Annotated in this window: 20 protein-coding genes; 15 read left to right on the forward strand and 5 right to left on the reverse strand. The window is 60.7% G+C overall.

What is annotated here, in order from left to right:
• The first annotated feature begins 72 nt into the window (after nt 1-72).
• The 3 genes from KIH75_RS02495 (at nt 73) to KIH75_RS02505 (ending at nt 5,446) form a co-directional block, all read left to right on the forward strand.
• Complete coding sequence (locus tag KIH75_RS02495) at nt 73-1,437, forward strand: alpha/beta hydrolase-fold protein (protein ID WP_219055243.1); 1,365 nt, start codon at nt 73-75, stop codon at nt 1,435-1,437.
• A gap of 62 nt (nt 1,438-1,499) precedes the next feature.
• The gene (locus tag KIH75_RS02500) at nt 1,500-4,064 is read left to right on the forward strand and encodes a bifunctional lysylphosphatidylglycerol flippase/synthetase MprF (protein ID WP_219055274.1); all 2,565 of its coding nucleotides are present in this window, start codon (nt 1,500-1,502) and stop codon (nt 4,062-4,064) included.
• 131 nt (nt 4,065-4,195) lie between these two features.
• Complete coding sequence (locus tag KIH75_RS02505) at nt 4,196-5,446, forward strand: alkaline phosphatase family protein (RefSeq protein WP_219055244.1); 1,251 nt, start codon at nt 4,196-4,198, stop codon at nt 5,444-5,446.
• A 111-nt stretch (nt 5,447-5,557) separates the two neighbouring features.
• Here KIH75_RS02505 and sepH read toward each other — a convergent pair whose 3' ends face one another.
• The gene (gene sepH, locus KIH75_RS02510; RefSeq protein ID WP_219055245.1) at nt 5,558-6,721 is read right to left on the reverse strand and encodes a septation protein SepH; all 1,164 of its coding nucleotides are present in this window, start codon (nt 6,719-6,721) and stop codon (nt 5,558-5,560) included.
• 147 nt (nt 6,722-6,868) lie between these two features.
• On the opposite strand from sepH, the gene KIH75_RS02515 reads away from it, so the two are divergent.
• The 6 genes from KIH75_RS02515 to KIH75_RS02540 all read left to right on the forward strand — a co-directional run bounded on the left by KIH75_RS02515 (nt 6,869) and on the right by KIH75_RS02540 (nt 13,665).
• Nucleotides 6,869-7,159, forward strand: coding sequence for a DUF4193 domain-containing protein (locus KIH75_RS02515; protein WP_033522956.1), 291 nt, complete (start codon nt 6,869-6,871; stop codon nt 7,157-7,159).
• Entirely contained in the window at nt 7,159-7,644 is a 486-nt protein-coding gene (dut, locus tag KIH75_RS02520) for a dUTP diphosphatase (protein ID WP_219055246.1), read from the forward strand. The genes KIH75_RS02515 and dut overlap by 1 nt, the downstream gene beginning before the upstream one ends.
• Before the next feature lie 99 nt (nt 7,645-7,743).
• Nucleotides 7,744-10,068, forward strand: a complete 2,325-nt coding sequence (locus KIH75_RS02525) for a RelA/SpoT family protein (protein WP_219055247.1) — start codon at nt 7,744-7,746, stop codon at nt 10,066-10,068.
• Between the two features lie 450 nt (nt 10,069-10,518).
• A complete protein-coding gene (locus tag KIH75_RS02530) occupies nt 10,519-11,775 on the forward strand; it encodes an AAA family ATPase (RefSeq protein WP_236027972.1) in 1,257 nt (418 codons plus the stop codon).
• Nucleotides 11,775-12,455, forward strand: coding sequence for an RloB family protein (locus KIH75_RS02535; RefSeq protein WP_219055249.1), 681 nt, complete (start codon nt 11,775-11,777; stop codon nt 12,453-12,455). The genes KIH75_RS02530 and KIH75_RS02535 overlap by 1 nt, the downstream gene beginning before the upstream one ends.
• A 163-nt stretch (nt 12,456-12,618) precedes the next feature.
• Nucleotides 12,619-13,665, forward strand: coding sequence for a zinc-dependent alcohol dehydrogenase family protein (locus tag KIH75_RS02540; RefSeq protein ID WP_219055250.1), 1,047 nt, complete (start codon nt 12,619-12,621; stop codon nt 13,663-13,665).
• 121 nt (nt 13,666-13,786) lie between these two features.
• On the opposite strand, the gene KIH75_RS02545 is transcribed toward KIH75_RS02540, so the two are convergent.
• From KIH75_RS02545 to KIH75_RS02555, 3 genes are all read right to left on the reverse strand, one after another.
• The gene (locus KIH75_RS02545; protein WP_219055251.1) at nt 13,787-14,074 is read right to left on the reverse strand and encodes a nucleotidyltransferase family protein; all 288 of its coding nucleotides are present in this window, start codon (nt 14,072-14,074) and stop codon (nt 13,787-13,789) included.
• Complete coding sequence (locus KIH75_RS02550) at nt 14,049-14,456, reverse strand: MmcQ/YjbR family DNA-binding protein (protein ID WP_219055252.1); 408 nt, start codon at nt 14,454-14,456, stop codon at nt 14,049-14,051. Before KIH75_RS02550 ends, KIH75_RS02545 begins: the two co-directional genes overlap by 26 nt.
• Nucleotides 14,457-14,655: 199 nt before the next feature.
• Nucleotides 14,656-15,195, reverse strand: coding sequence for a peptidylprolyl isomerase (locus KIH75_RS02555; RefSeq protein ID WP_219055253.1), 540 nt, complete (start codon nt 15,193-15,195; stop codon nt 14,656-14,658).
• A gap of 296 nt (nt 15,196-15,491) precedes the next feature.
• Here KIH75_RS02555 and KIH75_RS02560 point away from each other — a divergent pair, with 296 nt between their 5' ends.
• The 5 genes from KIH75_RS02560 to pcp all read left to right on the forward strand — a co-directional run bounded on the left by KIH75_RS02560 (nt 15,492) and on the right by pcp (nt 19,017).
• On the forward strand, nt 15,492-15,788 hold the full coding sequence (locus tag KIH75_RS02560) for a type II toxin-antitoxin system RelB/DinJ family antitoxin (RefSeq protein WP_219055254.1): 297 nt from the start codon (nt 15,492-15,494) through the stop codon (nt 15,786-15,788).
• Nucleotides 15,766-16,140, forward strand: a complete 375-nt coding sequence (locus KIH75_RS02565) for a type II toxin-antitoxin system PemK/MazF family toxin (RefSeq protein ID WP_219055255.1) — start codon at nt 15,766-15,768, stop codon at nt 16,138-16,140. Before KIH75_RS02560 ends, KIH75_RS02565 begins: the two co-directional genes overlap by 23 nt.
• A 452-nt stretch (nt 16,141-16,592) precedes the next feature.
• A complete protein-coding gene (locus KIH75_RS02570) occupies nt 16,593-17,300 on the forward strand; it encodes a DUF969 domain-containing protein (RefSeq protein WP_338024272.1) in 708 nt (235 codons plus the stop codon).
• Nucleotides 17,301-17,303: 3 nt separating this feature from the next.
• Entirely contained in the window at nt 17,304-18,248 is a 945-nt protein-coding gene (locus KIH75_RS02575; protein ID WP_219055257.1) for a DUF979 domain-containing protein, read from the forward strand.
• Nucleotides 18,249-18,357: 109 nt separating this feature from the next.
• Nucleotides 18,358-19,017 (forward strand): pyroglutamyl-peptidase I, encoded by a 660-nt coding sequence (gene pcp, locus KIH75_RS02580; RefSeq protein WP_219055258.1) that lies wholly within the window; start codon nt 18,358-18,360, stop codon nt 19,015-19,017.
• A gap of 120 nt (nt 19,018-19,137) precedes the next feature.
• On the opposite strand, the gene KIH75_RS02585 is transcribed toward pcp, so the two are convergent.
• The gene (locus tag KIH75_RS02585) at nt 19,138-19,941 is read right to left on the reverse strand and encodes a Cof-type HAD-IIB family hydrolase (protein ID WP_219055259.1); all 804 of its coding nucleotides are present in this window, start codon (nt 19,939-19,941) and stop codon (nt 19,138-19,140) included.
• Between the two features lie 300 nt (nt 19,942-20,241).
• Between KIH75_RS02585 and KIH75_RS02590 the strand changes: the two genes are divergently transcribed.
• On the forward strand, nt 20,242-21,207 hold the full coding sequence (locus KIH75_RS02590) for a MetQ/NlpA family ABC transporter substrate-binding protein (RefSeq protein ID WP_219055260.1): 966 nt from the start codon (nt 20,242-20,244) through the stop codon (nt 21,205-21,207).
• Nucleotides 21,208-21,336: the final 129 nt, after the last annotated feature.

The raw sequence follows: 21,336 nt of genomic DNA on the forward strand, positions 1-21,336 counted from the left end.
GCCGCGGGAGCATTGTTCCGTGCATGGCTGGTTATGGTGCATACGGCCATCACGAAAGGAAAGAGAAGCATAATGCTCAATCAGCCTTGGCTGAAGCCAGTCCTGGAATGCTCGCTGGTCAGCGGCGCATTGCCATGGACGTTCTGGATACTCACCATAGCGGGGATGGCTGCGGTTCTCGCGTTCCTCATTATGGAAAGAAAACGCAAGCATATCGTTGTCACGCTGATCGCCACGGTGGCCAGCGGCGCGATCGGATACCTGCTGACCTGGCTGTGCTCCGACGTGTTCGTGGTGTTCGGCGTCGAAATGGGAGCCAAGGTGATTCGCGCCGTGGCGATCGGTTTCGCGGCGATGGCGCTGCTGATCTGCGGCATCGTGTTCCTGCGCCACTGGAAGCGTGCGATCGCCTCCGTGGCCGTTGTGGTGGCACTGCTCGCCACCTGTATTCACGTGGACGCGATCTACGAGGAGTTCCCCACCATCGGCAGCCTGTTCGGCTACACGGGGTATTCGAGACTGTCATCGACCAAACTGCATAAGAGCACGATGAGCGTCAAGGAGTGGAAGAAGCTCGCCGCCGAAGGCAAGACGCCCAAGACGCCGAAGGAGGGGCGCATCTACGACGTGTCCATTCCCGCCACGAAATCCGGTTTCAAGGTCCGCGACGCCATGGTCTACCTGCCGCCGGCGGCATTGAGCGCCAAACCGCCGGAGCTGCCGGTCATGGAACTCATGGCAGGCCAGCCGGGCAGCCCGGGGCGTCTCTTCCAGGCCAGCCATATCAAGACCATGCTCGACGAATACGCCTCCAAGCACAACGGATTGGCGCCGATCGTCATCTCCCCGGATCAGAACGGGTCGAACTCCAACAACAGTCTGTGCGCCGACACGTCGCAAGGCAAGGCGGAAACCTACCTGACCAAGGACGTGGTCGACTGGGCGAAGAAGAACCTGCCCATATCCGACCAGCAGTGGGCCATCGGCGGCTTCTCACAAGGCGGAACCTGCGCCACGCAGCTGGGGCCGAGGCATCCGAAGCAGTACTCGCTGATCATGGCGGTCGGCGGCGAACTGCAACCGACCAGCGGCAGCGTCGAGCACATGGTCTCCGCATATTTCAACGGTAACAAGGCCGCCTATGAGGCGCAGATCCCGGCCAACGCCATCAAGGAGCACGCGCCCAGCGATCAGGTCATGATCCTCGGAGCCGGCGCCCTCGACCACCAATCGCTCTCCAATCTGGAAACCAACGCACAAGCCGGTATCCAGGCGGGCATGGAGGTCTTCAAGATCAAGGTGCCCGACACCGCCCATGACTGGCACGCAGTGCAGGCGGTGCTCAAACCGACCATCGACCGGTTCGCCGACATGAGCGGACTGGGCAAAATGACGAAAACCATCAACGAATATGAATCATTGGAGGTGCTGCCGTGAGCGGTGAAACCAAGGAAGAAACCAAGGAAGTGAAGAAACCAAGGCCGGTGACGCCTTGGACCATGCTGTGGAACGATGCCAAGCAATGGAACAAGAACCATAATTTCGCCACCATCACCACGGCGGTGTTCGTGGCGATCAACATCGTTCTGTGGATCATTCTGGCATGCTTCGGCCATACGCTGCCGTTGCGTTACCTCAACACCACCATCGTCGAATTCAACGTCGGCAAGCTGCTGGTCTCGCTGGTTCTGGCCCGAGGCGTGCTGCAGATGATCGGCGGCGCGATCCTCATCGTCTTCGTGCTGGCCGTCGCCGAATCGCGTATGGGCGTCGTGCGTACCGTCGTGGTGGCGCTGGTGAGTGCCCTCGGCGGCCTGATCGTGGGCATCGGCCTGTGCTACGGCATCGGCGTGGCCTATCAGGATGTCGGTTACATCACCCGCCAGCAGTTCGCGCTCAGCCCGGTGGTGCTGGTCATCGGCGCGCTCATGGCCGCCAGCGCCTACAGCGACACCCTGATGCGTCGCCGCATCAGAATCATCGGCTATATCGCCATCCTCGTGGTGCTGCTGTACGGCGGCAATCCCGGCGACTACTGCGTGCTCGCCGCCGCGCTGATCGGCCAGATCATCGGCCGCGCATGCGCCGGCGCCCCCAAGCGCAAGTCCTTCCCGTCCAAGAACGAAACCGAAGCCTCCAATGGCATGCGCCCGTGGCAGTTCGGCTCCGCGCTGGAAAGCCGCCGTATCTTCGGTGCCATCTCGGCCGTCATGGCCCTGGGCCCGCTGGCTGCAATCACCTCGCCCAACCACGCCGGCCCGCTGAGCACGCTCGGCCTGCTGATGAGCCCCGACTACGTCGATAACGTCACGCTCGCCGACTGCCTGGCCAACAACACCAAGCAGGGTTGCTTCCTTCAATTCGATCTGCTGCGCGTCTCCATGCCCGGCGGCGTGCTGCGCTCCCTGCTGCCCACCGCGGTGATGCTGGTGCTCGCCTGGGGCGTGTACCGTGGACGTCGTTTCGCGGCGATCGGCACCGTGGCCGTCGACATCCTGCAGGTGTTCGTCGCGGTGGTCTACTACCTGTTCATCCCGATGACGTTCTCCGACGGCGGTTTCTCCACGCTGGCCCGTCACGGCGCGATGTTCGCCTGCATCGCCACCGCGCTGCCGTCGCTGCTGCTCGCCGTCGCGCTGATCATGTCGATGAGCCACTTCAACATTCTGATCGGTTGGCAGCGCTTGGTGCGGGGCCTGTGCACCATGGTCATCGCGTTCCTCGCCTGCGCCTGCCTGTTCCTCATCTACGGCATGGCCAGCCCGGACTCCTTCAAGCCCGCAGTCACCATGGAAAGTCTGCTCACCGAACTGCCCGGCCGTTTCCTGCCCATCGGCTTCCTGCATTTCTCCGGCCTGAACTTCGAACCCAAGACCCTGCTCGCGTCCGTGGTGTTCCAGGGCGTCGGCCTGGTGTTCTGGCTGGTCGTGCTCATCGTGATGCTGCGTTGGATGAAGGACGCCACCCAGGAGAACGAAGCCGTCCGTGAACGCACCGGCCGTCTGGTCGAGCTCGGCGGCGAATCCATGAGCTTCATGGCCACATGGGAAGGCAACCAGTACTGGCTGTCGCCGTCCAAGCGTTCCGCCGTGGCATACCGTACCGTCAACGGCATCGCGCTGACCTGCACCGGCCCGTTCGGCGACCCCGCCGAATGGGAGAACGATCTGAGGGAATTCTCCTCCTACTGCGCCAAGCAGTCGCTGATCCCCGTGTTCTACAGCGTGCATCGCGGCCAGCGTGACTTCCTGCTCAAGTCCGGCTGGCATTCCATCGAGGTCGGTGGCGAAATGGTCGTCGATCCGCGCAGCTGGAAGACCACCGGCAAGAAGTGGCAGGATATCCGCACGGCCATCAACAAGGCCAAGCGTGAGGGCATTACCGACGTGTATTCCAGCTTCGCCGACGCGCCGTTCGACGTGCGCGAGCAGATCGAGGACATCTCCGACGAATGGACGTCCGGCAAGGCGCTGCCCGAAATGAAGTTCACCCTCGGCGGTGTGGAGGAGCTGCGCGATCCGCGCGTCAAGCTGCTGTACGCCATCGACGAGAACGGCCGCGTGCTCGGCGTCACCAGCTGGATGCCGACCTGGCGCGATGGCCGCTTGGTCGGTTGGACGCTGGACTTCATGCGTCACCGCACCGACAGCCCGAACGGCATCATGGAGTTCCTCATCGCCCGCATGGCCCAGCGTCTGCACGACGAGGGCGAGGCCGATCCGCAGAACGCCGTCGAATTCATGAGCCTGTCCGCCGCGCCGCTCGCCGGTATGAACCCGGAGCGCGACAACACCGACGAGAACGGCAACACCAGCGAGGGCATGGTCATCCTGCAGCATGGCCTCCAGCTGGTCGCCAACCTCATGGAACCGGCGTACGGCTTCCGTTCGCTGTTCAACTTCAAGCGCAAGTTCCAGCCTGCCGAAGAGCCCGTATACGTGTGCTACCGCGATTCCGCGAAGCTCGCGCAGATCGGTCTGGCGGTGGTGCGCGCCTACGTGCCGACCGTCACCGTGAAGCAGGCCGTGGGCATGATGAAGACCCTCGGCAGCGGCCACAAGTGATGCCATAAGGCTCCGGAACCGGGCGTGGAGACGCTTCGGCCCGGAGCCTTCAGCATGAATCGATTGTTCACCCCTCAACCGGTCCGGCGACGGATTTCCGGTTGGGGGGTGAGGTTTAGGATGAGGACATCATGGAAATGCCGGAAAGAAAAGAACTGCTGGGGCTGGTGCCCACAGCGACGTATGGTGATCACCTGCCGCAGGAGGGGGAGCGCGGGGGAGCGTTGCACCTGTCTTCCATCCTGCCCGCCCTGTCCAGCGCCATCGGGCATCCCGTGCCCACGGCGGTGCACGGCGATCCGAAAAGCCTGCAGCATGCGTTGGGATTGCCTGACGTGCGTTCCGCCATCGTGGTGTTGGTGGACGGCCTCGGCTTCTGGAATCTCACCGATCGCATCGGGCATGCGCCGTATCTGCGTGCGTTGATGAAGGATGAGGCGAACCGTCGCCCGATCTCCACCTGCGCGCCCAGCACCACCACGGCGGCCATGGGCACCTTCGGCACGGGCACCTGCCCGGGGTTGACGGGCATGGCAGGGTACACGCAGCTCGCGCCGACGCGGGATAGGCTCATCCAGCTCATCCAGTTCAAGGATCCGCTCGCGCCGAAGACGAACGGCCCGGTCGTGCCCATCATCGACCCGCACGACTTGCAGCGGCAGACCACCATCTTCGAGGCGTTGAATGCGCAAGACGTGCGCGTCACAAGTTCCGGTCTGGCGAAGTTCAAGGGGTCGCCGTTGAGCGAGGCCGCGTTGCGCGGCGGCGAATACATCGCCAACGTCACGCCGCGCGAACGGGTCAGGGCGGCCGCCGCGGCGGCACGTGAGCCGGGATTGTCGTACCTGTACATCCGTGACGCGGACAAGGTTGGTCACAGCAGCGGCTGGGATAGCGACAAGTGGATCGCCGCGTTCGAACATATCGACGCGCAGCTGGCGTTGCTGTCCAGGGAGGCTCCGAAGGGCACGCTTATCGTGATCACCGCCGACCATGGCATGGTGAACGCCGATCCGGCCAAGCGCATCGACATCGCATGCGAGCCGGTATTGCAACAGGGTGTCCGTTTCGTGGGCGGCGAGCCGCGTGCGGTGATGCTGTATGCGGACGACGATCCGGAAGCCGTGGCGGACAGGTGGCGCGATTTCCTAGGGGACAGGGCGCTGGTCCGCACCAAGGCCCAGGCGATGGCCGACGGGTTGTTCGGCACGGTGAGCGAGCGTGTGGAGCCGATGATCGGCGATGTGATCGTGCAGGCGAGCGACGAGGTCACGATCGTCGATTCGCGCACCCAGGCGGACAAGGCCACGCGCCTGCCCAGCGTGCACGGATCGCAGACCATGATGGAGATGGACATCCCCTGCATCGTGGACGTGGCCTGATCGCGCCGATATGGCGGTGCTGACGGCTCACAAGTATGCGAACGCCCTCCGGTGAGGATTCACCGGAGGGCGTTCGCATGGGGGCATTGGAAGGCGTTTCCCGCCTGTCGATCACTCGCCGAAGAGGATCTCATCCCAGCTGGGCACCGCGGAACGGCCCGAACGGCGTTTCGCACGCACCGTCTTGGCCACGCGCGGCGTTTCGTCCGTGTCCATCGTGTCCTGCGCGGCGATCGCCTGCTCGGACGTGATGCTGCGCGTCTCCGGCACGTTCCGGTCGCCTTCGGGCTGCTCGGAGGCGTCGCCGGTCTGTTCTCCGTTCACGTTCTCGCCCTGCGTATTCTGGGCGTCTTGATCGTCTTGACCGTTCTGATCGGCCTGGGCGTTCTGATCAGCTTGGGAGTTATCGCCATTACCGTCCTGCTCGGCGTTGCTTTCGGGGGAGTCGCCCTGTTCGACGGCGTTTTCGGCATTGCCGCCGTTCGATTCGCTGCTCTCGTTCGCCATGGCTTCGGCGGTCTGCGCGGTATGCGCCACGGTATCCACCGCGAGACGCTGCGTGCCGTTCGCACGTTCGGTGATCAGCGGCATCGCCGGCGAGGAGGAATCCGCATCCCCCGCGTGCACGGACGCCATGTCCTCCAACGGAACCGTCTCGTCGAAGATGATATTGGGGGAGCGGTCGACGATGCGATGCTCCTCCATGATCCGCTTCGCGATGTCGTTGAGGCTCACCACGGAATTGTCATGCATGTTCCACGTCCACTCGGCGCGCATCTGCTCGCCGGAAATCATGAAATCGGCGAAGATATGCCACGGCTCATGCCCGCGGCGCGTCGCGCTCCACGTAAGCGTGTCGCGTTCGATATGCGACTCGCTGATGGCGAGCGTGATCAGATCCTCCACCGTGTGCGCACGGCTCTCCTTCGGGGCCGGAACGCGCTTGAACTGTTCGATGGCATACTGTTTCTCCGTCTGCACCGAGGAGGAGAACCTTCGGACCAGAGCCTCGTTGAGATTGTACTGTTCGGCCACCTCCGAAGGGGTGAAACCGGCGCGAATCAGCTGCTGGATCTTCGAGATCGGCAGCGTGTCGTGGGTCTGGGGCTGCTGTTGCCCCGACGCTTCCAAGCGAATCTGCTTGGCTTCGAGGATGGCTCGTTCCAGTTTTTCGTCCACCGTGACGAGGAACTTCTCGCCGCCCGCGACGAATACCAGGTCACCTGCGTCGGAGACATGGTCCAGACGGGCGCCCCGAGGCGAATTATCAGCCATGCGCACACCACTTTCCGCTAAAACTTATGCACTTCTTTTAAGTATGCCCCACGTGTCGAACTTTACGAGTATTTCTTTTCGTGTATCCTCTACGGGAGTAGACCCGACACCGAGTGCGTGTCGCTTGGACCGAAGAAAGGAAATGTGATGGCTCAGGATTACGATTTCCCCCGCAACAAGGACGAGGACGAGGAGTCGCTGCAGGCGTTGGGCAAGAGCTCGCAGAACTCCGCGAGCGATCTTGACGACGACGAGAACGCCATTGCCGAGGATTACGAGCTGCCCGGTGCCGATCTGAGCAACGAGGATTCCTCCGTGACGGTGATCCCGATGCAGGGCGACGAGTTCATCTGCTCCGAATGCTTCCTGGTGAAGCATCGCAGCCAGCTCGACCACACCACCGAGGATGGTCCCGTCTGCAAGGAATGCGCCGCCTGATGTCGTTCGACGAAACCTATAACGAGCCGGAGAACACCGAGGTTCTCATCAAGGCCGTGAACGAAGGTCAGCCGGAGGAGCTGGTGCAATTGCACTATGCGCACGCCGGGGACGCCGGGGCCGACCTGAGAGCCGCCGAGTCATTCGACCTGAAACCGTTCGAGCGCAGACTGGTACCCACCGGCGTCGCCATCGCGTTGCCGGCAGGGTACGTGGCGCTGGTGCATCCCCGCAGCGGCCTGGCCGTCAAGCAGGGCATCACGGTGCTCAACGCGCCGGGAACCATCGACGCCGGGTACCGTGGCGAAATCAAAGTGCCGCTGATCAACCTCGATCCGGAACACACCGCGCATTTCGAAATCGGCGACCGCATCGCGCAGTTGGTCATCCAGCGCTACGTGGAAGCCAGATTCATTCCGGCCGAAACGCTGCCGGGATCGGACCGTGCGGAACGAGGCTTCGGGTCCACCGGAATCAAAGCATGACGCATCGGCTTGCCCGCCGCGTCGACTGCGGGTCGGCGGGCAAGCGGTGATAACGTGGAGACGTTCGCGTGTAATACCGCAAGCGATGGAGAGGCAAGTATGGCAGACGACGACATGGAGTTCGATTCCGCGAGAAAACTGGGCTGCGAGGTCAGCTCCGACCCCGTAAACCCGTTGCTGCCCATCATGCAGGCATGCATGATGCATCATCCCGACGAGGACATGACGATCCTCGAACGCGCCTACAAGCGCGCCGTCATCCAACACTCCTCGCAGCGGCGCAAATCCGGCGAACCGTACATCATCCATCCGCTCGCGGTCGCGCAGATCCTCGCCGATCTGGGCATGGGACCGCGCGTCGTCGCAGCCGGCCTGCTGCACGACACCGTTGAGGATACGGACTACACGCTCGACGAATGCCGCGCCGAATTCGGCGACACCGTCACCGGCTTGGTTGACGGTGTGACCAAGCTTTCCAAGATGGAATACGGCGATTCCGCGCAGGCCGAAACCATCCGCAAGATGGTCGTGGCCATGAGCCGCGACGTGCGCGTGCTCGTCGTCAAGCTCGCGGACCGCGTGCACAACGCACGCACCTGGCGTTACGTGAAGACGTCCAGCGCGGTCAGGAAGGCGCACGAGACGCTTGACGTGTACGCGCCGCTGGCCAACCGTCTCGGTATGAACGCCATCAAAACCGAGCTTGAGGAACTGAGCTTCAAAACCATCTACCCGAAGATCTACAACGAGATCGTGGTGCTGGTCGCCCGCCGTGCGGGGCAGCGCGACGTGTATCTCAAGCAGATTCTTGCCGAGATCAATGAGGATCTGGACGAGCAGAACATCAAGGCGTATGTGACGGGACGTCCGAAGGACTACTTCTCCATCTACCAGAAGATGATCGTGCGCGGGCATGATTTCGCCAACATCTACGATCTGGTGGGCGTGCGCATCATCGTCGATTCGATCCAGGACTGCTATGCGGCGCTGGGTGCCGTGCATGCGCGTTGGAGCCCGGTTCCGGGGCGTTTCAAGGATTACATCGCCATGCCGAAGCTCAACATGTACCAGAGCCTGCACACCACGGTGGTGGGCCCTGGCGGCAAGCCGGTGGAGATTCAGATCCGTACGTGGGATATGCACAGGCGAGCCGAATTCGGCATCGCCGCCCATTGGAAGTATAAGGAGAACGGTCAGGCGGGCCGTGCGCTGAGCTCCCCGGACAGTTCCGACCGCAAGCGCGGCGAAAGCCAGGACATCAGCGAGGCCGATAACCTCAAGTGGATCCAGCAGCTGGCCGATTGGACCAGTGAAACGCCGGATTCCAACGAGTTCCTCGGATCGCTCAAGGAGGATCTCGGCTCGGCCGAAGTGTACGTGTTCACGCCGAAAGGCAAGATCGTCTCTCTGCCCGCGCAGGCAACGCCGGTCGATTTCGCGTACGCCGTGCACACCGAAGTGGGCCACCGTACCATGGGCGCCCGCGTCAACGGGCGTTTGGTACCGCTCGACACCAAGCTTGAGAACGGCGACACCGTCGAGATCCTGACGTCGAAGTCCGACACCGCCGGTCCGTCGCGCGATTGGCTGAGCTTCGCCAAAAGTCCGAAGGCGCGTAACAAGATCCGCCAGTGGTTCAGCAAGGAACGTCGCTCCGAGGCCATCGAGGAGGGGCGCGACGAGCTGACGCGCGCCATGCGCAAGCGCAACCTGCCGATCAACGCGCTGCTCACCACGGAGGCGCTGGTCGGTGTTGCCGACGAGCTTAACTTCCCGAACGCGGATGGTCTGTTCGCGGCCATCGGTGACGGCCAGATCTCCACGCAGAACGTCATCTCCCATCTGGTCAAGGACGCGGGAGCCGATGAGGTCGACGAGGAGATCGAGCAGGAGGTGCTGCCGCTCAAGCCGGTCGAAAGCCGCGCCAAGCGCACAAGCTCCAGCGGCGTGTCCGTCAAGGGCGTGGGCGACGTGTGGGTCAAGCTCGCACGCTGCTGTATGCCGGTGCCGGGAGATACGATCGTCGGATTCATCACGCGCAACCAGGGCGTTTCCGTGCATCGCGCCGACTGCCAGAACATGATCGACTTGAAGAAGCGCCAGCCGGAACGCGTGGTCGAAGTCGAATGGACCAGCACGCAGGGCGTGTTCATGGTCAAGATTCAGGTGGAGGCACTCGACAGGCGCAACCTGCTGTCCGACGTGACCCGCGTGCTTTCGGATCATGGCGTGAACATCATCTCCGGCTCGATCTCCACCGGTTCCGACCGTGTGGCCACCAGCCAGTTCAGCTTCGAAATGGCCGACCCGCAGCATTTGAACACGCTGCTCGCCGCCGTGCGCAAGATCGAAGGCGTGTTCGACGTGTACCGCCTCACCGGTGCCAAGGAATCCGCCGAACCGCGCCTGCGCAAGATGAAGTAGGCTGTTCGGACTCGCAGGAAGCGGAAAACTGAACGAAACGGGGACGCCCGCGGTTCGGCCTTCATATGGCCGGCCCGCGGGCGTTCGGGTATGGTGGCTAATTTGCTGTTGGTCGGGGCTTAAGGTTGCGGTGGAGTGGGGGCCGGTCACACGCAGTGCGGCGTGGCGATTCAAAGCCTTGCCTTCCTGTCGTAATCCTTCTCCATATGGGCGGCTGGAAATCGTCGGGGAATGCGGTGCGGAGCCTTGCGCTGCTGGGCGCCGGAGAATATGTAATAGGTGATTGACGGTGGAATATTCGCGAGAAATACGTCATTTTTGCAAAAACTTGCAGAAATGGCGCATTTCATGTAACCTATTCGTGCCTGAAGATTGTAAAAGAGGTGTCCGATGTTGATAAATTTCGATTTCTCGAACTTTAGGAGTTTTCGAGATGAGCAGTCGTTCACAATGATGCGTGATGACCGTTTTATGAGCTCGGAGACTTCGGATTGTTCAACGGTTACGGCTGTATATGGGGCTAACGCTTCCGGGAAATCCAATTTCCTCGAAGCGTTCCGCGAGATGCAAACCATGGTGGTGACCAGCTATGCGCGGGGTGATTCGACAAGTAACATTTTTCGGCAGCCCTTCGCGCTTGAAGATAATGTCGAACAACGTCCATCGGCCTTTTCCATAGAATTCATCGCAAGCGACAAGCTTAAATACCAGTATTCTTTTTGCTGTGATGACAGTCATATTCTTGACGAGAAACTTGTGTATTTCAGGAATATGGATGGCAGGTTGTCTACGCATTCCTCATTGCTTTTCCATCGCGAAGAAGATGGTTCGGTGAAATTCGGTTCCGCGTTCAAGGGGCCGAAAACCCAAGTGCGGCAGACCATTGCATTGCGGCCCACCGCTTTGCTGCTTTCCGCATCGGCTGCTGCCGGTATCAAGAGCATTCAGTCGGCTTACTCTTTTTTCAAGAATGATATTTCGTACCATGATTCGCGGGCGTTCGATCAAGAGCAGCCGATACTGATTGAGGAGTTTAAGAATAAGACCGAATACGCAAAGAAGATCAATGTTCTAATTAAATATGCGGATTTCGGTATCACGTCAGTGAAAAGCGAGCCGGTTGATTTCCCTTCGGAAGCATGGAGCCAGTTCAAGGAGGAGATGCAGCAGCTTGGCGCGGACGGGGCGAAGCTCGAGAAGGCGTTCCCTGCCAGGAGCGAAAATCAGTTGAAGTTCGTGCATGCGGCCAAAACAGGTGGCATCGAGTTTGGAACGGACAATGAGTCCGTGGGAACCATTGCGGCCTTGTCGTTCTTCTCGCTGGCATTGCGTCAACTCGCTAGGCCTACGGTAACGCTTGTGGATGAGATCGATACGAGTCTGCATCCCGCGTTTGTTAAGGAATTGGTGTCGCTGTATGCCGATCCGGAAACGAACCCGCATGGTTCCCAGCTGATTTTCACGACGCATGATGTGTCGTTGATTAATCAATCAGGTGCCGCCCATCGTGTTCTGCAGCCGGATCAGGTTTGGCTCGTCGAAAAAGACGGTGATGGCGCTTCGGAGCTCTTCTCGATGACGGATATTAAAGGTCTTCGAAAGGACGAGAATATTGGGCGCAACTATTTGAACGGTGTATATGGGGCCGTGCCGGGGCTGAGCTTCCATGAAGCATTCGCTCGGATGATGAGCGAAGGTGATGCGTGATGTCCAGGAAACGCAGGGAATCGGTTCGCGGGTGGAAGAATGCGCGTCGGCTTCGGGAGCGCAAACCTCGGTATTTGGTGGTCAGTGGCGGCGCCGTCACCGAAAAGTGGTATTTCAAAGCACTTGCATCGTTGTGTGACGTTGTCATCGATTACGAGCAGAAGAATCTCAGTCCGTCGCAGCTTGCGAAACTGGCTTGCAGGTTGAAGGAGGATGCCGATCGGGATGGTTCTGTGGACTCATACGTGAAGGTCTGGGTGGTGGTCGATGTTGACGCTTTCCATGACCATTCCGAGGCTGAAAGAATATGCCGTGGTCATGATGGAGTGGAACTCATCATTTCCAACCCCTGTTTTGAGGTATGGTTGCTCGATCATAAGCGAGCCTGCCCTCAAAGTTGCACGCAGACCGCCATGGTGGAAAAACTGGCTATTGCTGAGGGGGTTACCGAGGGGAATCGGGGGAAATTCATTTGTGCTGAAATTCTGGATGAAACGCATATCATGAGCGCGGTGGGCAACGCCAGACGGCATAACAAAGTTGGGGGCCTTGAGGGAAGAAGGCTTTTGCGGCCTAACCATGAGCAGGATTACGCACCATGGACCGATATGCCGTCAGTTATAAACGAGTTGGGGAAGTATTTTAAAAACACGGCGGATGGGAGCCAATCTCAACGTTGAACTGAATGGTTCGCCGGTGTCATTTTTGAGGGCTGATTATTGTGATGCGCGCAGATGCGAACGGCTCCCGATTTGACCGGTAGTAACTACCGGAAAATAAGGTGGGCGACAAGCGGAACGAAATATGAAGCGTTACGCAAAGCGCTATGCAAAGGAGAACAATATGAAGGCAGCCGTATTCGTCGAACCGCACGTCATGGAAGTGCATGAGGTTGATATGCCGGTGCTGCAAAAGCCGGATGATGCGATTATCCGTGTGGTCAAAGCGTGCGTATGCGGATCGGACTTGTGGTGGTTCCGCGGTATTTCGCAGCGCCAGCACGGTTCGCTGACCGGCCATGAGGCCATCGGCGTCATCGAGCAGGTCGGCCCGGACGTGCACGAACTCAAGCCCGGCGATTTCGTCATCGTGCCGTTCACGCACCCCTGCGGCCGTTGCGCCGCATGCCGCGCCGGATTCGAGGCGAACTGCTTCAACGCAGAACCGGGTGGCAACGCCGGGTATCAGGCGGAATACATGCGTGCGGCCAAGGCCGACACCGCGCTGGTCAAGGTGCCGGGTGATCCGGCGACCTTCTCCGATGAGACGCTCGCCTCGCTGCTCAGCCTGGCCGACGTGATGGCGACCGGCTACCATGCGGCCCTGTCCGCCGAAGTCAAGCCGGGAAGCACCGCGGTCGTGTTCGGCGACGGCGGCGTGGGCCTGTGCAGCGTGCTGTCCGCGCGTCTGCTGGGCGCGGAACGCATCATCGCCATGAGCCGCCATGCCGACAGGCAGGCGGTGGCCCGCGAATTCGGCGCCACCGACGTGGTGGCGGAACGCGGCGACGAAGCGGTGGAGAAGGTCATGGAGCTGACCGGTGGTGTCGGCGCGGACGCCGTGCTCGAATGCGTGGGTTCCGCGCTGTCGACCGAAACCGCGGTGCGTGTGGCCCGTCCGGGCGCCACGGTGGGGCGCGTCGGCGTGCCGCATGATCCGAAGATCGACATGACCTCGCTGTTCTGGCGCAACGTTGGTCTGAAGGGCGGCCCGGCTTCGGTGGTCGTCTATGATCGCGAAGTCCTGCTCGGCAAGGTGCTCGACGGCGAAATCAATCCGGGTCGGATCTTCACCGCCGACTTCGACCTCGACCATGTGCAGGACGCTTACGAGGCGATGGACGAACGTCGTGCCATCAAGTCGATGATCAGCATTTCGCCCGTTCGCTGACGGCGAGTTCGAATGCCCTGAACACAGTCGAAAGGTCGGGTGGTGATTCCGCGCGGGAATTACCACCCGACCCTTGCCGTATTCCCGGAATTCTCAGTTAGCCGGCGCAAAGACATAGTTGTCATACTTTTTCATACAGCACCTTTCCCCGGGTGTTGATTTCCTTGCGCAGTTCGTTTGAAATAGGGGCATCCAAATCGATGACGTCCACTTTCAGCAACGACCACAGGTCGTTCTGAAGACGTTGTTCAAGAGTGTCGAAATCGGGGCATCCGGCAACGGCCACGTCAATGTCGCTTTTCGGTCTATTGGTGCCTTTTGCGCGCGAGCCGAAGAGGATGACTTTCTGCGCCCCGGCATCGCTGGCGAATCGGGCGATCTGTTCATACACCTGATCGATCGGTATCATCGCGTCTCCTCGTCGTTGCGTAGTCCTTCGGAGCCGTGGCTTCGTAGCTCATGTCGAGCAGTGTGCGGATCTTGTCGTCCGGCGCACTGCCGTCGAGGGCGATGGTGATCCAATGGCGTTTGTTCATGTGGTAGGCGGGGAAGAAGCCCGGCTCATCCCACAGTGATTCGATCAGGAACGGATCGCATTTGACGTTGACGACGTCCACGGGCTCGTCGCTGTCCAATCCAAGGAAACGCCGAGGTATTTCCATGACCAGGGCGAACCATTTGCGATTCCGGTAATGGCGGAACACCTCGTTATCCGGCGACGTCATCCACGGGCGGTCGGGCTCGCAATGGTATGCGTCGAAAATATAGCGTTCCAAGTCGGTTCGATTCATGATTGGCTGCCTCCGTTTCCGCCTTTCCCCATTCTAGGGGGGGGCACTGGAATATGAGGTTATGCGGTTATGAGGCGATGAAAACCGTACGGCAACAGAAAAGCGACCCCTTTCGAGGTCGCTTTCCGCAAAACATGCACCGTGCGTGCGTTCAAACTCAAACGTTACACGCCGTGCGCTCGCCGGTTGGGGGAGTGGCTCACTTCACCACTTCGACGGAGACGATGCCCACCGGTTCGGTCGGACGGTCCATGCGGTCGGTGGAGACGGCTTCGAGCTTGTCGACCACGGCCTTGGATTCGTCATCGGCGACCTCGCCGAAGATGGTGTGGTGGCCGTCCAGCCACGGGGTCGGCACGGTGGTGATGAAGAACTGGGAGCCGTTGGTGCCGTGGATCTGGCCGTCGCGGCCGCGACGCAGGCCGGCGTTCGCCATGGCCAGCAGGTACGGGTGATCGAACTTCAGGCTCGGGTCGATTTCGTCATCGAACTCGTAGCCGGGGCCGCCGGTGCCGGTGCCCAGTGGGCAGCCGCCCTGGATCATGAAGTCCTTGATGATGCGGTGGAAGGTCAGGCCGTTGTAGAACGGCTCGTTGGAGGGCTGGCCGCTCATCGGGTCGATCCACTGCTTTTCGCCGGTGGCGAGGCCGAGGAAGTTGGCCACGGTGTTCGGGGCCTTATCGTCGAACAGGTTGATTCTGATTGCACCTTCGGAGGTGTTCATGATGATGATAGTCATGGTCCCAAGTGTCTCATGGGCTTGAGACCGGGCCGCGGTCTTCCATAGCCGCAGCGAGCTCGCCATCACCGCCATCACAGTCGGATGCTGACCGGTTTCCGGTTTGAATCACGGTGTGTGGTCGTTCCTTGCCGTGAACTCCGTCGTCTCCTGTCGGGTCGGGAAGATGCGGAACAAGAATCGGTTCATGTCATGTCACGTACGGGCGAAATTCAGTCGATTGGGTTGTGGCTGAGTGTCGAAACTGCTTATTATTTACATAATTCTTATGTAATAAGTATTGATAGGAGGTTGTCATGGCGGTGAAGGAACGGACGACCATTGCGTTGGATCCTGAGGTCAAACGCGAGGCGACGGATGTGCTTGAGCAGATGGGGTTGAGTCTGAGTTCATTCACGGAAATCTGCCTGCGGCAGGCGATCCGCGACAAGGGCATGCCGTTCACGCCGAGTCTGAGGCCGGTTCGACCTGACGGGTATCCGGTTCCTCCGGCTCACGACGCGTATCGGTTTGAGCGTTCGAAGAGCACGGGCAATATCGTGCTGCCTCAGGAGTGGGACGATCCAGCGGATGACATCTACGATCATGCGTGAGCCCGAAGTGTACGACGTGTGGCTGATGCGCGTCGAGTTCCCCGATCATCCCGGCATGGGCAAGGTCAGACCCGTCGTCATCACCAGGGTCGAGGATGATCGGGTTTCGGGCATCGTCGTCAAGGTGACCAGTGTGACGACATGGGACGGTCCGGGTGACGTGCCGTTGCTTGACTGGCGTCAGGAGGGGCTGTACAAGCCGTCCGTGGCGAGGTGCTCGCAGCGTTTCTGGTTTGATGATGGCGACTTGTTGAAGTATTTCGGCAGGTTGTCGTTGCGCGACGCGAACAATCTTGATGCCGGTCTTGATGCCACCGGCGACATCCCGCCCCACCGCCAGTCACGTCCGTGATGTTGGCGAAGTCAATGGATTTGCCCCTCGGGGTATCTGCAATGTGGGGAATTGCGAGCGGGGTCGACCGGCGAAGATGCGGGGTCCGGCAGAATGGTGGATTATGTTCGGGTGCCTGTGGGTGTTTTGCGGAAACGAGGCTGATTGGCGGGTTCTCAAAAAACGTAAGACCTTGAAAATAAGCCGAAGACGGCCACGGGGGAATTATCGTCAGAGGCGCTCATAATGCTGGTGGTCGTAGTTTCCTGGTTTCTCAGGGGTTGGGGGCAAGCGGATTCGGCGGGCGGTCTTTCCGATTCGGCGCCCATGGAAGCCGGAAATAAGGTAGAGTGAGCCACATCTGATCAATGGCGGTCAGGGTCGACCAAAGGCGGTCGGCATTTTGGCCGCGATGCATCAGACCGCTATCATTCCCCGCAATCGAAGAAAGGATCAGGCAATTGGACTATCTAGTGCTATTAGGCATTTTGGTTGTTATTGTCGGTTTTGCGTTGAAGCTCGACGCCATCCTCATCATATTCGTCGCGGCCATCGTCACCGCGTTGGCAGGCGGGATCGGCATCGACGGGTTCCTGACCACGCTCGGCTCGTCGTTCGTAAGCAACAGAAGCATGGCGGTTTTCATCATCATCCTGCTGGTGGTGGGCACTTTGGAACGCAACGGTCTGAAAAGCGCGGCTGCGGCCTTGATCCGCAAAGCCAGGAAAGCCACGCCGAGCGGCATCATCGCCCTATACGGCATGATGCGTCTCGTATTCGCCGCGTTCAACGTGGGCTTCGGCGGCGTGGCGGGCTTCGTGCGTCCGATCATCGTGCCGATGGCCGTCGGCGCGATCGAGGCGCACGGCCATGAGCCCAAGGAAGGGTACGTAGAGGAACTCAAAGGCATGGCGGCCGGCATGGAGAACATCTCCTGGTTCTTCGGGCAGATGCTGTTCGTGGGCACCGCCGGTGCGCTGCTCGTCCAATCGACGCTCAAACCGCTGGGCTACGAGGTCGACCTGTTGCCCATGGCGTTGGTGGAGATCCCCGTGGCGATCATCGCCGTTCTGGTTGCCGGCGTGTACTACATCCTCAAAGACCGCCGTTTGCGCGCCGAATATTACGGCAGCACAGCTGCAACCGCTGCACCCGCCGCGCCAGCCGTGAAGGAGGGCTGACCCATGGCGTTCTTCATGGACCCCGCCAACCCGATCGGCATCAAGATCCTCGAGATCTTCTACTTCGCTATGGGCATCATCGTCGTCTACACCGGCGTGCGCAACCTGCGCGACAAGACGAACCTCGCCCGGTACGGCACCTGCGTGTTCTGGACGCTGATGGGCGTGGTGCTCGCCTTCGGACGCTGGATTCCACCGGCCGTCAACGGCGCCATCATCGTACTCATGGTCGTGCCGGCCATCTTCCGGCGGGTCAAGACAGGCGAATCCGCAGTGCCCTCCAAAGAGGAGATCGCACGCAACTTCGGCAGGATCGGCATGAAGGTATTCGCCCCGGCCCTGTCCATCGGCGTATTCGCCGTCGCGGGCGCACTCATCCCCAAAGTCGGCGCGCTTGCCGGATGCTGCATCGGCGTGGTCGTCTCCGCCCTTATCCTCATGGCTCTCAACCGCGCCAACAAGCCAATCGTGTTCCTGGACGATTCGGAACGACTGCTGAGCGCCATGGGGCCGGTGAGTATGCTGCCGATGCTGCTCGCCAGCTTGGGTGCGATCTTCACGCAGGCCGGTGTGGGTGGCGTGATTTCGAAACTGGTCGGCGGCATGATCCCCAAAGGCAACGTCGTCATCGGCATCATCGTGTTCGCGTTCGGCATGATGCTCTTCACCATGGTGATGGGCAACGCCTTCGCCGCCATCACCGTGCTGACGGTGGGCATCGGCGCGCCCTTCGTGCTCGCCTTCGGCGCGAACCCCACCGTCGTGGGAATACTGGCGCTGACCTGCGGGTATTGCGGCACGCTGCTGACACCCATGGCCGCGAACTTCAACATCGTGCCCGTCGCGCTGTTGGAGATGAAGGACCGCATGGGCGTGATCAGGAATCAGATCCTGCCCGCGCTGATCATGATCGTGGTGCAGATCGTGTACATGCTCATCGCGCATTGATTAAGGCGCGACATCCAGCGGGAACCCGTGTGTGCTTCGTGCAGGTTCCCGCGCAATGCACGGCGACACCGCGACACATCGACAGATAAACAGATAAGGAGAACGAATCATGACAACGGTATTGGTGACGGGCTTCGACCCTTTCGGCGGGGAGAGCGTCAACCCGGCGTATGAGGCGGTGAGGATGCTGCCGGACCGGATCGCCGGGGCGCGCATCATCACCCTGGAGATTCCCACGGCGTTCACGCGCGGCCCTGAAACCGTCGAACAGGCCATCGAACGCGAGCGCCCGGACATGGTGATCAGCGTCGGCCAGGCGGGCGGGCGCAGTGCCGTCACCGTGGAACAGGTGGCCATTAATCTCGCCGAGGCCCGTATTTCCGACAATGACGGCGAACAGCCGGTGGGCGCCGCGCTGCGTGAGGACGGCGATACCGCGTATTTCGCCACGGTGCCGGTCAAAGCCATGGTGGCGAACGTGCGCGCCCACGGCCTGCCGGCGTTCGTGTCGTACACCGCGGGAACATACGTGTGCAACAGCGTGATGTACCACGTGCTGTACCTGTTGGAACGGAGGTTCCCGGGCACTCGCGGCGGGTTCATCCATGTGCCGTATGCGGTTGAACAGACCGTCGGCAAGCCCAATGGCACGCCGTCCATGGCGTTGGCCGATATGGCGAAGGCTTTGGAGTATGCCATCGAGGCTGCAGTGATTGACGGTGGTGGCGACGGCCAAAGCTGCCACGGCGCGATGGGGGAGACCCGCTGACACTGTGTGCCGGCATACCAACCGACGTACTGCCGGCACACCAATGCAAAAGTATCGGCCCGCATCCCGTGGTGAATCGGGATGCGGGCCGACGCTTGTTGCCGTACGTGCGGAAACCTGTCAGAGAATGCCGAAATGCTTGAGGGCGTTCATGATGCCGTCGTGGTCCACATCGTCGGTCACATAATCGGCCACGCTCTTGGGCGCTTCGGTGGCGTTGCCCATGGCCACGCCGATGCCCGTGTATTCCAGCATGTCCACGTCGTTGCCGCCGTCGCCGAAGGAGATCGTCTGGCTGCGATCCCAGCCGTAATGCCGCAGGAAGCGTTCGATGCCCTTCGCCTTGCCGCCGTCCGCGGCGATGAGATCCACGAAGTCGGGGTGCCAGCGGGTTCCCCGGATATGCGGGCACAGGGAGACGAGCTCCGCTTCCGTGCGTTCGTCGATATACGGGCTGATCTGGAACGTCTCGTAGGTCAGCGCACGTTCATGCGGGTCGTCGAAATGGATTTTGGGCGCGGTTTTGCCCAGGCTGCGCCACGTGGCGTCCATGGCTTCGTTCGAATGATTGAAATAGGCGTAATCGGATTCGCAGAAGTTGGAGATGACATCGGGATGCTCGTCGAGCCAGCCGAGGACGGTGGCGATATCCTCCGTGGCGAGCGGTTCCTTTTCGAGGAAACCGTTGCCGTCGGTGCAGTACTGGCCGTTGAGACCGACGATGCCGTCGAATTCGACGGGAATGGTGTCAAGCACGACGCCCATGAAGGACGGGGCGCGCCCCGAGCAGATGAACACGCGCACATCGTGCGCCTTCAACTGGCGCAGCGCCTCGATGGTCGATTCGGGCACGATGTGCGTCGCGAAACTGGTCAGCGTGCCGTCGATGTCGAAGAAGGCGGCCTTGATGTCGGTTGAGGTCATGAACTCACCTTTCCTGATCATGAGTGATTCGTCGTACATCATTCTACGAACGGGCGAAAACGAAAAACCATCCCCCGATGGCACTTTCGTAGGCGGTGCGCGCACAATCGTGAACGGGCGGCAAACAGCGGGATTCCCGCGTTCGAATACGCGCTATAACGAACGCCGATAAGCCAATTCGCCGTTTTCGCCGAGTCTGCGGGCGAACGTCGTTTATGGTAGAGCACGGCAACGTTCCGAACGGTGCGGCGGCGAACCCCGCGCCTCGAACGGCACACGTTTACAAGAGAGGAAAAGAACATGACTCAGGAAGCTCCCCAGCCGGTGAACGGCGACGAGCCGGTGCGCGTGAACCACACCGCCCGCAATATCATCATCGCGGTGATCGTGATCGCCCTGATCGCGGTCGGCGCCTTCTTCGGCGTCCGCGCGTTCAGCGGCAACAAGACCGCCGAAAAGGGCACCAAGGACAATCCGGTGAAGATCGGCGTCGTCGGTGCCACCGACCCGCAGTGGGTCGAATTCAAGAAGCAGGCCGAGAAGCAGAACCTGTACGTCGACATCATCGACTTCCAGGACTACACCTCCGAGAACCCGGCCGTCGACTCCGGCGAGCTCGACCTCAACGAGTTCCAGCACCTGCTGTACCTCGCCAACTACAACGTCAAGAACAACAAGGACCTGCAGCCGATCGGCGGCGTGGCCATCTACCCGCTGGGCGTGTACTCCAGCAAGTACAAGGACATCAAGGACATCCCCGCCGGCTCCACCGTCGCCATCCCGAACGACGAGACCAACCAGGCCCGCGCCATCGGCGTGCTGAAGGCCGCCGGCCTCGTCACCCTGAAGGGCGACTGGACCGCGTTCACCACCCCGCAGGACGTCGACACCGACAAGTCCAAGGTCAAGGTGACCCCGCTGAAGGCCGAACAGGTCGCCAACTCCCTCAAGGACCCGCAGGTCGCCGCGGGCGTGATCAACAACGACTACGTCACCGACGCCGGCCTCAAGCCCAGCGACGCCATCTACCAGGACGACGCCGAATCCGAGGAAGCCCGCCCGTACATCAACATCTTCGCCGCCCGCAAGGCCGACGTGAACAACGAGGTCTACAAGAAGGTCGTCAAGATCTTCCAGACCAAGAGCGTGCTCGACAAGCTGCAGGAGAACTCCGGTGGCACCGCGGTGTTCGCCGACAAGTTCAGCGCCTCCGAGCTGCAGAGCTACCTGGCCGACATCGAGAAGGACGCCAAGTCCGCCGAGTGATCGCGCGCATGACATCAAGGAACGCTCCCTCGCCTACGCCGAGGGGGCGTTCCGCATATCATGCCCCCGTTCGACAAGGTGTAGTTGTAAGTTCTACAACGGCGTGAAACAGCTGAACGAAAGTGACGA

This window comes from Bifidobacterium pongonis, assembly GCF_019331805.1.
Taxonomy (GTDB): Bacteria; Actinomycetota; Actinomycetes; order Actinomycetales; family Bifidobacteriaceae; genus Bifidobacterium; species Bifidobacterium pongonis.